A 12,559-nucleotide genomic window follows, 5' to 3' on the forward strand; every position below is an offset into this window, starting at 1 on the left:
GCGCAGGCTGGAGCCTAGTGGCGTTTGATGCATACTTGTGTTGTGTGTAAAACGATTGCCCTCCGTGGACACAGGCCGGGTTTCGGCCCGGCGGCCGAATTCCTTTCTTTGCTTCGCCAAAGAACGGAATCAAAGAAAGGCGGCCGCAGACTCGCCCTTCGGGTGCTTACGCTACGCTTCAGCATAATTTGTGCATCACAAAAAATGGGAAGATCCGCAACTCGCTTCGCTCAGACATCGGATCTTCTTTTTCCATTTTCTGTGACGCACAAATTACATCATCTCAAGCGGATTAACGTCAAAAACAACAGCAACTTCAAAAGCAACAGCAACTTCAAGAACAAAAGCAGCGTTAATCCCAACAGTAGTCTGTTGGGATAACGCCTGCATCAAAGCTATACATCTAAAACAGAAAGCAAAACATCATGGGTCTGAATCGTCGTGATTTTTTACAGGTAATGGCCATCGCCGCAGCGGGTGGCATGCAGATTGATGCGCACGCAGCGCTGGCGAATCCTGCTATGGACAAACTGTACGACCTGCCGCGTTTTGGCAATGTTCATCTCATGCACTTCACTGATTGTCATGCCCAGTTGCTGCCGTTGTATTTTCGTGAACCCAGCGTCAATCTGGGCATAGGCACGGCATTCGGCAAGAGCCCGCATCTGGTGGGCGAGCATTTGCTGAAACAGTTCGGTATCAAAGCCAACACACCTGAAGCACATGCGTTTAGCTGTCTGAACTTTGAGCAGGCAGCGGCGACCTATGGCAAAGTCGGTGGCTTTGCGCATTTGACGACATTGATCAAGCGCATCAGGGGTAATCGTCCTGGCGCACTCTTGCTCGATGGCGGTGATACCTGGCAGGGGTCGGCGACGGCATTGTGGACGCAGGGGCAGGATATGGTGGATGCCTGTTTGCAGATGGGTGTGAATGTCATGACGGCACACTGGGAAATGACTCTGGGCGATAAGCGCGTCAAGCATATTGTCGAGAATGATTTCAAGGGCAAGCTTGATTTTGTTGCGCAAAATATCCAGACCACTGACTTTGGTGACCCTGTGTTTGAAGCCTTTGTCATGAAAGAGATGAATGGCGTGCCGGTTGCCATCATAGGTCAAGCTTTCCCGTATACCCCCATCGCCAACCCGCGCTATATGGTGCCGGAATGGAGCTTTGGCATACAGGAAGAAAACATGCAAAAGACCGTCGATGCGGCACGCGCCAAGGGCGCGAAAGTCGTAGTCGTCTTGTCGCATAATGGTATGGATGTGGATTTGAAGATGGCCTCGCGTGTGCGTGGCATCGACGCCATCCTGGGCGGACATACCCATGATGGCATGCCCGCACCCGTCATTGTTGAAAACGGTGGTGGCAAGACCCTGGTAACGAATGCGGGTAGCAATAGCAAGTTCCTGGGGGTACTGGATTTTGATGTGAAAGAAGGACGCATACAGGGCTTCCAGTATCGCCTGCTGCCAGTGTTTGCCAACTTCCTGCCTGCGGATACACAGATGCAGGCGCTGATACAAAAAGTACGTGCACCCTATGCGGCAAAGTTGGGTGAAAAACTGGCAGTGACAGAGGGCACTTTGTACCGTCGTGGCAATTTCAATGGCAGTTTCGATCAACTGATCGTCGATGCACTGATGGAAGTCAGGGGAGCAGAAATCGCGTTTTCTCCGGGCTTCCGCTGGGGCACATCGCTATTGCCAGACAGCGCCATCACCATGGAACATGTGATGGACCAGACCGCCACCACCTATTCACATACCACCCTGACAGAAATGTCGGGGACCGCCATCAAGACCGTGCTGGAAGATGTGGCCGATAATCTCTTCAATCCTGATCCATATTACCAACAGGGAGGTGATATGGTACGTGTTGGTGGCCTGACCTATGCCATAGAGCCGTCCGCCGCCATGGGCAAACGCATACAGGATATGCGCCTGAACGGCCAGCCCTTAGTCGACAGCAAAGTCTATAAAGTGGCGGGTTGGGCGCCAGTGGCAGAAGGTGCCAGAGGTGAACCTGTGTGGGACGTTGTGGCGCAATGGCTGCGTACCCACAAAAAAATCAGCCCGCGCAAGCTGAATACACCAAGACTGATAGGTGTAACTGGTAATCCAGGTCTGGTTTAATCCGTGTTGGATAGCGGCTTCGGTGACAGTTTGACGATGCCCACGGCCATTGCCGCACAAATCAGCAGAACACCAGCCAGCCGTATGACGTTTTCAGGATTGCCACTCAGCCAGGCGTGATAGTACAGCGGCAGCGTAAAGATTTGTATGATCATGGGAATGACAATGAACATATTGAAGATACCCATGTACACTCCCGTGCGCTCTGCAGGTATGCTGCCCGCCAGCATGATGTAAGGATTGCCCATGATGCTGGCCCAGGCCAGGCCCACACCCAACATGGGGATGAACAGCAATGAAGGATTATGGATTGCTGGTATGCTGATCATGCACAGGCCGGCCAGCGTCAGGCAGACTGCATGGCTGATCTTGGGGCCATAGCGACGGGTGAACGGTACCAGCGCAAAGGCCGCAATAAAGGCGACGAAGTTATAGAATGCGCCTATTTGCCCATTCAATAATCCCGCTTCCCTGAAACCAGCTGAACTGGGATCACTGGTGCCGAATATGGTACGGCCCAGCGACAGCATGATGTATTGCCAGTAGCAAAACATCGCATACCACTGGAACAGTTTAACCAGTGCCAGTTGACGCATGGTGGGTGGCATTTCCTTGATGGCTTGTCCTATTTCAGTCAGGGTGGCACGCCAGCCTGTGGCTTGTTTTTTGATCTGCGCCAGTTGATCTGGCGTCAAAGGAATTTCTGGTGAGGTTTTCAAGGTCCATAAGATGGATGCAATCGAAAATACGGCACCGATAATAAACGCTGCAATGACGATATGCGGAATATGGTGGCTGTTGACACTATTGCTGTTCATGCCAGCGACGACCAGTATCGATGGCGTCAGGTAAGCCAGGGTTTGCCCCAGACCGGTGAAAGCACTTTGCGTCAGGAAGCCGACTGAGTGCTGGCTGGCATCCAGCTTGTCGCTGACAAAGGCGCGATAGGGTTCCATGGTTACATTGTTGGCCGCGTCGAGTATCCACAGCAAGCCCGCCGCCATCCACAATGTAGGGCTGAAGGGCATCAGTAAAAGACCCAGACTGCAGAGGATGGCACCGATCAAAAAATAGGGCGTGCGTCGCCCCCAGCGGCTGACAGTGCGGTCACTCATGGCACCGATCAGTGGTTGTACCAGCAAGCCGGTGACTGGTCCGGCCAGCCATAAGTAAGGCAGGCTGGCTTCATCAGCGCCCAGATAGGCATAGATGGGGCTCATGCTGCTTTGTTGCAGACCAAAGCTGAACTGTATGCCAAAGAAGCCAAAGTTCATGTTGATGATTTGCCAGAATGACAGACGTGGTTTGCCTGTGCTTTGCTGTATGCCTGATGCGCCTGAATTCATTTGCTGACTCCGCCGGGATTGTTGATGGCCGGGGTTTCTATATCCCAGCGTTGTTGCCATCGCGAGTAAAATTCCAGATCACTGGCCACAGCGCCACGCACGCCGCAAATGGCTGCTGCAAATTCATGGGCACGCTGCAGGCTGACGGTTAATGGCCAGTCGCGCTGTAAGCCAAGCAGGAAGATGGCAGAGAATGCATCGCCACCACCAACGGTATCAACGATCTGAACCTGTATGGCTTCTGCTGCACTGCGCAGGTAAAGTCCGGCCTTATCCAGATATCTATAGCCGTGTTCACCCAAAGTAATGAGAATCGCTTGCAGGTCAAAGAGCTTGATCAGTGCTGAAGCCTGTTCTTGTATTTCGGCATCACCAAATTGATGATGGGTATCAGGTTTGATCTTGTTCAGATAAATTTCTGCAAGTATCTGTAATTCTTCTTCATTCAGTTTGAGTATGTCTGCGCATTGCAGCGATTGTTCCATGCTTGCCAGGCTATATTGCATGGCACGCAAATTCAGGTCCAGGTATTTGATGGCATTCGTTTGTTGCAGCAGCTTGTAAAGGGCTGCGCGTGACGTGGCATGTCTTTGTGCCAGTGTGCCAAAATAAAAGATACCCTGATTGTGCAATGGACAGGTCTGTTGCATCGCCAGTACGGCAGTCTGGGCGTCGATATGGTCGTAAGCCTGGTTGTTCAAGATTTCGAAGTGATGTATGGCTTTGTTATTGCTGTCTTCCTGGGTGACCTTGACGCGACCTGTAGGGTGCTGCGTGTCAGTCTGCAAGCCGGATGTCAGCAGTTTGAAGCGTTGCATGTCGGCGCGTATCAGCGCTGCTGTAGTGTCATCACCTACGCGTGAAATCATCAGCGGAGCGCAATCAAAGTAACCCATTGTACGGGCGACATTGAAAGGTGCGCCACCCACCACAGGCTGATCTGGAAAGTCGTCGATCAGGGTTTCGCCAAAGATGACGATGGGTTTGCTTGTCATGCGTTTACTCCTGAATGATTCTTTGGTGTCAGCCATAACTGCGCATAAGCCGTCAAGGTGACTGTCGCGCCAGTATCAAACCGGTCCAGCTGATTTACCCATGCCTGCGCAGGAATATCATAGCCTGTCAGCAGCGTGTTGATATCGATACTCACGTTGTTTTCTGAAAAATTTGCCAGATACAGCAATGGCTGTTCCAGCGAACCGCGCATGAACGCTAGTACGGCGGGTGATGCCTGTGTCAGTAACTGACGTGGCGTGGCTGCCGCCAGTTGCGGTAATTGCTTGCGTATTTGTAGCATATGACAGATGGCATTGAATACCGCGCCGGTATGGCTAAGGCTGTCATGGCGCTGCTGGTACAGATTTTCATCCCAGACCGGCCGGTGCAGCCAGCGACTGTCTGCCGCCTGAGCGGCGATGTGCTGATAGGTTTCATCATTTGCCTGCGCCAGTTCGTCCCCCATATAAATCAGCGGCATGCCACCGAAGCAAAAACTGAGGCCGTACAACAACACAAGGCGTTGCCGGGCCAGATATTTTTCTTCTATGCTTTGTGCACTGGAAAAGCCGGCTAATGCCGATGCCATGCCAACTGTTCCATGTACGGCATTGGCATCGCTGGCCTGGAAACTCTGGCCACGCGCGTAACTGTTGGAGCTGTTGTAACTGTTGTCGCCGCTATAAAAGCGCGATACTCTTGCCAGTCTTTGCTGTACGTCTTCTGCTTCCAGACTGGCTTCTGGTCGTAATACATTCCAGCCTATATCATCATGACAGCGCACATAAGTCAGCCAGCTGCTTTGTGCTGGCACAGCTGGCGTGGCGGCGACCACATGGCGTATCAGGCTGGTATCCTGTTCTGCCAGTGCGACCCAGGATGCTGCCATCAGGCTGCTGTGATAGGCGAGGTGACATTCCCGTGTCGCTTGCGCTTCATTATTGCTACCAAGATAGGCCGGCAATTCAGCCGTTTCAACAATGGCTTCGGCTTTCAGCAGTACACCGGGTGCTGCGATATCTACCAGGCTGCGCAAGGCTTGCAATATCTGGTGTGCTTCTGGCTGGTTCATGCATTTGGTGCCGGTACGTTTCCACAGAAATGCAGTCGAATCCAGGCGAAATGCTTCTACTCCGCGATTTGCCAGGCGCAACAGGGCGGCAGCCATATCGGCAAACACGGCCGGGTTACGGTAGTTTAGATCCCATTGATAGGGATAAAAAGTAGTCCATACCCATGCCTGCATGTCGGATACGTAACTGAAATTACCCGGTGCGACCTGAGGGAATACCTGGCCCAGGTTTTTTTCAAATGCATCAGGTTTATTGCGATTGGGGTAATGGTAAAAATAATCGCGATAGCGGGCGTCACCATTTTTTGCTGCAACAGCCCACGGGTGATCATCGGCCACATGGTTAAGGATAAAGTCTGAACACAGGCTGATACCGGCCTGTCGTAAGGCATCGCAAGTCTGTTCCAGGTCCTGCATGGTGCCAAGCGGTGGTTCTATTGCATCAAAATCGGCTACCGCAAAACCGCCGTCGTTTTCACCTGCACGGGCCTTCAGGAACGGCAATAGATGCAGATAAGTTACGCCCAGTTCCTGCAAGTGCGGAATACGCTGTTGTACTCCTTTCAGGTCACCGGCAAAACGGTCGACGTAACAGCAGTAACCAAGCATGTTTTCTTTGGTGAACCATTGGGTGTCCTCGCTTCTTTGCTGATCCAGTTCCAGCAAACTGGCGGGGCGCTGGGCAATGCTGCTGCCTGTTATGGAAAGCAAGTCCATCAGCCACAGCGCAAACGCATGTTCATCAGCGAACCGGTTGGCATACAGGTGATGCAGGTCTTGATGCAAAACAGGGAAGTGCTGCTGAAATCTGTTACTGATGCGTTCACGCATGCCAGGCGCTAAGTCAGGCGCTAAGTCAGACGACGGCCCGGATGACATGCCGGCAAGCAGGCTTGTTAAAAAACGATCGGTAGTGAATGGCACGGACATGATACGGGCTGAACCTTAGAAAAACAGGAGAGGAGAAAATGGCTCCCTTTACATGTTGGGGATGTAGAGGGAGCCCAAGTGCTACCAGGGAGTAAAGCTATTCTGCAAGTGTGAACGGAACTACTGCACAGCGTGATTTTGAGTCGATTGTTTTTTGAAAATTCGTAGTCGTACCCCAGTACGATTGTGCGATTGCGTTTTTTCAATTCTCAACTCAAGCTGACACTGTTTGCTATGCTGCCTTCACGCTTTTTCTACGTATGGAGCCGTGCTCCGTCGTAGCTACTAAAAACTATATTTCAACGATGCTCTGATACTTCTGCCATTGATAGACCTTGCTGCGTGGCCGTCGCCTTCCACTTCGGTGTAGCCTATATTATTCGTCAGGTTATTGACGCTCAGCGACAGCTGGATCTGATCGTTGATGCTGTAGTTGACAAAGGCGTTCAGGACGTTGAAGGCTGGTAATATCAGGGTATTGGCATCATCACCGTAAGACTTGCTGGTACCTATCAGGCTGGCACCGATGACAGCATTGCCCATGGTGTAGGTGGGTGCTATCTGGTAGGTGTAGCTGGCCTGGCGGCGCGGGGTCTTGCCGATGACCGTCTTGTCATTGGCAGCAGTAATGCTGGCATTGGTATAGGTCAGGCCACCAGTCACGCGGAAGGCATCGTAGCGGAAACTGGATTCAATCTCTACACCCTTGGCATCATAGTTATTGGCAGTGAATTTTTGTGTTGTCGCTTCAAAATTCGATTCGGCAGTTTTGGCCTGGAACAGGGTTACAAAGCTGCTGAAATTACCGGCCTTCCATTTCACGCCCGCTTCGGTCTGCTTGACAATATTCGTACTGATCGGTGTCGTGCCGTCCAGTGGATTGCCAAACATGATGCGATCGGCATTGAAGGCGATGCCTTCGCTGATGCGGGCGAACACTGCAATGTCCTTAGTGACGCGATAGTTGGCACCGGCAGAGTATGACGTATGGTTGACGCCATAGTTGATGAATTTGGTATTGGCGGCAAGGTATCTTTGGTTGACGGCCTGGTTGAAGGTGCCACTGGCATCTTGCTTGTCATAACGCAGGCTGCCATCCAGATTCCAGTTGCCACTTTCCCAGCCCAGATTGGCGTAGGCGGCATTGGTTTTATATTGCGCGTCGATATTACGGTTGCAGCAGCCGCCAAATACGTCGGTGCCTTGTGCCAGCAAACCAGGCGAGCCAGCGATGGTGCCGTTGGAATTGAGCAGGGCAGGTTTGTCACCGCTGGCCTGCATCAGGTATTGATTGAAGTTCCAGGTCACGCCCAGGTTTTGCAGGGATGAATACCAACCAACGGTGGTAGTGAATTTACCACCAGCTGTTTCAAATACTTTGGATAATTTGATGTCATTGACGGTGCTGCCCAGATCATCAATCGAAGTATTGAATATGGTGGCGGTAAATGCCGCACCAGTGTATGCCTTGCCGGCATTGGGGCCGGTGGCATAGCTCATATTGCTTGCGGTCTTGCCGCTGACACTGGTGTCAGCCGGGAAGATGGAAATGAAGCGTCCGGTGTTAGTGGACTTGCGGAATTTCTCATCAAGCGTCCAGCCATCGACAATTTTCAGGGATGCTTCGGCACCAAAGGCATTGTTGACGACATGCAGGCCATCATTCACATTGGTCGAGATTTTATTGTTGTTTTTGTCCAGGACAATGTCGGATGTCCAGTAAGGCGAATAAAAACTGGCAGTACGCGGGTCTATGCCAGGCAATTCAGAGATATTGCCATTCACGGTACGTACTGGTACCGGCATATTCATCGGTGTCTTGTCATCCAGATGTTTGATGCTCAGACGCAGGTAACCATTGTCCAGTTCTTGCGTAATATTTGCGCGCAGTTGGCCGCCATCTTCGGCAGTGACACCGGCAGGGCGTGAGCTATCGCCATTGCGGTAAAAACCGGCAATAAAGAAGCGCGTCTTGTTTGACAAGGCTGCGCCGTAATCAAAGTCAAAGCGGGTCTGGCTAAAATCGACACCTTTGCTGATGCCTATGCTGCCACCGGTTTCCTTGCCGTTCTTGCTGATGAAGTTGATGATACCGCCTGGCGAATTGGTCGCCATTGTGGATGCAGTGCCGCCACGCACCACTTCCAGATGACTGAGACTGCCATCGGCACGCAGATACATGTCTGGTGTGACAAAGGCAATGTCACCGAATTGCAGCAACGGCAAGCCATCTTCCTGGAACTGCACATAGCGCGCACCACCGGCAGAGATGGGCACACCGCGCACCGTCAGATTGGCATTGCCTTCACCACCGGATGATTCAGAACGTACACCGGGAATGGCACGCAAGATTTCTGCCGCATTGGTCGGTGCCGATTGCGCTATCTGGTCTGCATCCAGGGTACTGATGGATACACTGGCCTTCATCTTCGATGTGCCCGTTGGTGTGCCCGTCACGATGACGGAATTCAGGTTCAGGGAATTTTTTTCCTTGTCTTGTGCAGGCGTTGCATCTTGCGCCCACACGCTATTCATTTGCAGTACTGCCAGGGAAATGACGCTGGCCATACGCGTCAATTTGATAGGTGATGATTTCATTGCTGTCTCCGCTTTCATCATTTTTGTGAGGCTGTACAGCATTGCGCCATACATGCCATGTCTCGTTACTGCCCGATGATCAGCACCACGCTGGTTGGCGCGGGGCTGTGTCGTTGCAAAAGACCTCCAACAATTTTCGCCGCGCTCTTTGGACGTCCGGGCCGATCTGGGTCGATTTGCGTCGATATCAGCCGTCGTACTCTATGGCGCTTTTTTGCGATCCCTGGTTTGCCAAGGCAAACGCTGTTGAAGATCTTTTGTAGCGCAGGTGAGGAGAATTATCAGGTAAATGGAAATTCTTTGCAATCGATTGCAAAGATGCGATGCAATAAAATGCTGCAATGTTTCTTGATGGGAAAATTTAAAGTGTCCAGCAGGCAGACACGTACCTTGCCAACGCAAAGCATTGCGCACTATGCAAAAATGTTTAAATTTCCTTAGAATGAGCTGTCTATTTTTTCATGAATTTTTCTGCTGATGCGGTGTATTTTCGTAGCAACGGAAAATGTCTTTTTAATGGAAATTATTGCATCGCACAATTTATATTTCAGGATTTTCCTCAATACTTTTGTAGGAATACTTCAATTTCTTAATAATTTATGCAATCGGTTGTAATTTAAATCAATTCAACATCGGTGAAATCGTAAACAACAGGTCTGGTTTGTGTTCTGGCGCTGCATCCTGTCGCAGTGTGAAGATCTTGCATATGGCAGGCAAGATGAGGCCGCTCACACTTCACTCATCATCATGAAATGAACGTTATTGGGTGCGACAGGGCGATAGTTTTGCATATACACTTTGCGCTCCCTGGCGAATTATGTTGACATACCATGCTAAGAAAATGGACATCTCTGGAAAACCTTGGTGGCTGGCTCAAGACTTTTCAACCTGCACAGATTGGCGCTGACAGGAAAGAGCGTTTGCGGGCCTGTGTGGGTATGCTCGCTGGTTTGTTGCTGACAGGACTGGTCACCAGGGCCATGCTGGGTTCTTATGCTGCTGTACCGATGTTGCTGGCACCTGTAGGTGCATCCGCTGTATTGCTGTTTGGTGTACCTGCCAGTCCGTTGGCACAGCCCTGGTCGATAGTCGGCGGTAATATGGTGTCGGCCCTGATGGGGGTGATTTGCGTGCAGCTACTGGGGCCGTCGATTGCCACTGCTGCGCTGGCTACCGCACTGGCAGTCGCTGCCATGTTCCTGTTGCGTTGCCTGCATCCGCCAGGTGGTGCCATGGCCTTGACAGCAGTGCTGGGTGGACCGCTGATACTGGGACTGGCTTATGAGTTCGTGCTGGTGCCGGTGGGTGTTAATTCCATCTTGCTGATGTTGTTTGCACTGGCCTACAACAATGTCACTGGCCGCCGTTATCCACATGCCGCCCAGCCCGATCACTCGGGCAAACATGGCACGGTGGATGCCCGCCCTATAGACAGACTGGGGTTTCAGTCCAGGGATCTGGATGAAGTATTGCAAAAATATAACCAGGTGCTGGATGTCAGTCGCGATGATCTTGAATCCCTGTTCCTGCAAACTGAAATGCATGCTTACCGCCGCCGCTTTGGCGAAATCAGTTGTGAGGACATCATGTCCAAAGATGTGATCACGGCAGAATTTGGTACCACGCTGGAAGAAGCCTGGACTCTGTTGCGCCAGCACAGAATCAAGGCCTTGCCTGTCGTCGACAAGGCGCGTCGCGTCATCGGTATTGTCACGCTGGTTGATTTTATGAAGAATGCCAATCTTGACGTGTATGAAAAGTTTGATGAAAAACTGCGGCAACTTTTGCGTCGTACTCGCCTCATGCATTCATCCAAGCCTGAAGTCGTCGGGCAAATCATGAGCAAACCCGTGCGCACGGCGCGCAGCGATCTGCACATTGTTGAACTGGTTCCTCTGTTATCAGATCAGGGATTGCATCACATTCCCATCGTCAATGAAGAGCGTCGCCTTATTGGCATGGTAACCCAGTCGGATCTGGTGGCGGCCTTGTACCGGGGGCGACTGGCAGATACGGACATGGGGTGATGTGTCCGCAAACAAATGTCTGTAGATGGATATATCAAATTGGTGAAATAAAAAATTTGAAATTATTTTCTCCGGAAGTGTAAGTAATCTGAAATTGGCCCGACTGATGGTGGAGTTCTGCTTGTTGATGCTGGCTTGCCAGGCAAGTAAAGGACTTTATTTCTGATGTAGTCATTTTCAATTACTTAAATTTACGGAGAATAACCATGAAAAAATCTATCCAAACCGGTGCCCTGATTGCTGCTGCCGCTGCTGCTATGGCTTTATCTGGCTACGCTATTGCTGCTACCAGTACAGTGAGTGCAGGTGACAAGATTCATTGCTCTGGCATCAATAGCTGCAAAGGTACCAGCGATTGCAAAACAGCAGAAAACGCTTGCAAGGGCCAAAATTCCTGCAAGGGCCATGGCTTTGTTGGTACGACAGCAGGCCAGTGCCTGGCCAAAGGCGGCAAGATCATTGATCTGGACAAATAAATCCTGATCGCATTCACGTAATGCGCAATGCGCTGATCTTCTGGTCACCTGATCAGCGCATTGTCCTTTTCTGTTTTACCTGTAGATACTCCATGACGACATCAACCACAACCGCCAGTGCGACTGCTTTTGCCGGCTTTGGTCTGGGGCTGCGCACTGATCACTACCTGCCCATCCTCGCAGACAAGCCAGCGGTGGACTGGTTTGAAATCCTGTCTGAAAATTATATGGTGCCAGGTGGAAAACCTCTGGCCATGCTTGATGCTGTTCGCGCTGATTACCCTGTGGTGATGCATGGTGTGTCGATGTCGATAGGCACGCCGCAAGGTCCAGGCGCTGAATACCTGCGTGACCTGAAGAATCTGATGAGCCGGGTAGCACCGCTGTGGGTGTCCGATCATATTTGCTGGACCGGCGTACATGGCAAGAACATGCATGATCTGTTCCCCTTGCCGTACAACGAAGAGACTATCGCGCTGGTGGTGAATAATGTGCGCCGCGTGCAGGATGTACTGGGGCGCAGGCTGGTACTGGAAAATGTATCCAGCTACCTGCAATACAGTAGCGACAGCATGCCGGAATGGGAATTCGTTGCAGCCATTGCCGAACAGGCAGACAGCATGATCTTGCTGGATGTGAACAATATTTACGTCAGCAGCATCAACCATGGTTTTGATGCAGGTGATTATTTGTGCGGCATCCCGGTACATCGTGTGCAGCAGATACATCTGGCCGGACATAGCAACCATGGTACGCATATTGTCGATACGCATGATCAGCCGGTGGCCGATCCCGTGTGGGATTTGTATGCGCAAGCGATACATCGCTTTGGTGCCGTTCCCAGTATGATAGAACGCGACGACAATATCCCGCCACTGGCAGAACTGGTGGCAGAACTGGACCAGGCGCGCAGCATCTGCGCCGCTGTTTGCGCTGGCAGAATGCCTGTCGCCAGCGCTGCATAAGAAACCGC

8 protein-coding genes are annotated in these 12,559 nt (G+C 51.5%); 4 read left to right on the forward strand and 4 right to left on the reverse strand.

Going from position 1 to position 12,559, the window contains the following annotated elements; genetic code table 11:
* The first annotated feature begins 425 nt into the window (after nt 1–425).
* A complete protein-coding gene (gene soxB / locus H8L32_RS10435) occupies nt 426–2,141 on the forward strand; it encodes a thiosulfohydrolase SoxB (protein WP_186947121.1) in 1,716 nt (571 codons plus the stop codon).
* Here the strand turns inward: soxB and H8L32_RS10440 are convergent.
* The 4 genes from H8L32_RS10440 to H8L32_RS10455 all read right to left on the reverse strand — a co-directional run bounded on the left by H8L32_RS10440 (nt 2,138) and on the right by H8L32_RS10455 (nt 9,083).
* Nucleotides 2,138–3,487, reverse strand: coding sequence for an MFS transporter (locus tag H8L32_RS10440; RefSeq protein WP_186947122.1), 1,350 nt, complete (start codon nt 3,485–3,487; stop codon nt 2,138–2,140). The genes soxB and H8L32_RS10440 overlap by 4 nt on opposite strands.
* Entirely contained in the window at nt 3,484–4,482 is a 999-nt protein-coding gene (locus H8L32_RS10445) for a PfkB family carbohydrate kinase (protein ID WP_186947123.1), read from the reverse strand. Before H8L32_RS10445 ends, H8L32_RS10440 begins: the two co-directional genes overlap by 4 nt.
* Nucleotides 4,479–6,386, reverse strand: coding sequence for an alpha-amylase family glycosyl hydrolase (locus H8L32_RS10450; RefSeq protein WP_230412144.1), 1,908 nt, complete (start codon nt 6,384–6,386; stop codon nt 4,479–4,481). The genes H8L32_RS10445 and H8L32_RS10450 overlap by 4 nt, the downstream gene beginning before the upstream one ends.
* A gap of 384 nt (nt 6,387–6,770) precedes the next feature.
* On the reverse strand, nt 6,771–9,083 hold the full coding sequence (locus tag H8L32_RS10455) for a TonB-dependent receptor domain-containing protein (RefSeq protein ID WP_186947124.1): 2,313 nt from the start codon (nt 9,081–9,083) through the stop codon (nt 6,771–6,773).
* Nucleotides 9,084–9,913: 830 nt separating this feature from the next.
* Here H8L32_RS10455 and H8L32_RS10460 point away from each other — a divergent pair.
* From H8L32_RS10460 to bufB, 3 genes are all read left to right on the forward strand, one after another.
* Nucleotides 9,914–11,110 carry an HPP family protein gene (locus H8L32_RS10460; RefSeq protein ID WP_186947125.1) on the forward strand — a complete coding sequence of 399 codons (1,197 nt, stop codon included), beginning with the start codon at nt 9,914–9,916 and terminating at the stop codon, nt 11,108–11,110.
* 206 nt (nt 11,111–11,316) lie between these two features.
* Nucleotides 11,317–11,586 carry a BufA2 family periplasmic bufferin-type metallophore gene (gene bufA2 / locus H8L32_RS10465; protein WP_186947126.1) on the forward strand — a complete coding sequence of 90 codons (270 nt, stop codon included), beginning with the start codon at nt 11,317–11,319 and terminating at the stop codon, nt 11,584–11,586.
* Nucleotides 11,587–11,678: 92 nt separating this feature from the next.
* Entirely contained in the window at nt 11,679–12,551 is an 873-nt protein-coding gene (gene bufB, locus H8L32_RS10470) for an MNIO family bufferin maturase (protein ID WP_186947127.1), read from the forward strand.
* Nucleotides 12,552–12,559 lie beyond the last annotated feature (8 nt).

It is taken from the genome of Undibacterium hunanense, from assembly GCF_014284335.1.
Taxonomy (GTDB): Bacteria; Pseudomonadota; Gammaproteobacteria; order Burkholderiales; family Burkholderiaceae_D; genus Undibacterium; species Undibacterium hunanense.

Bases quoted from the DNA above. Each gene is read 5' to 3' on its own strand.
- soxB (WP_186947121.1), top strand. From the start codon at position 426: ATGGGTCTGAATCGTCGTGATTTTTTACAGGTAATGGCCATCGCCGCA.
- H8L32_RS10440 (WP_186947122.1), bottom strand. From the start codon at position 3,487: ATGAATTCAGGCGCATCAGGCATACAGCAAAGCACAGGCAAACCACGT.
- H8L32_RS10445 (WP_186947123.1), bottom strand. From the start codon at position 4,482: ATGACAAGCAAACCCATCGTCATCTTTGGCGAAACCCTGATCGACGAC.
- H8L32_RS10450 (WP_230412144.1), bottom strand. From the start codon at position 6,386: ATGCGTGAACGCATCAGTAACAGATTTCAGCAGCACTTCCCTGTTTTG.
- H8L32_RS10455 (WP_186947124.1), bottom strand. From the start codon at position 9,083: ATGAAATCATCACCTATCAAATTGACGCGTATGGCCAGCGTCATTTCC.
- H8L32_RS10460 (WP_186947125.1), top strand. From the start codon at position 9,914: ATGCTAAGAAAATGGACATCTCTGGAAAACCTTGGTGGCTGGCTCAAG.
- bufA2 (WP_186947126.1), top strand. From the start codon at position 11,317: ATGAAAAAATCTATCCAAACCGGTGCCCTGATTGCTGCTGCCGCTGCT.
- bufB (WP_186947127.1), top strand. From the start codon at position 11,679: ATGACGACATCAACCACAACCGCCAGTGCGACTGCTTTTGCCGGCTTT.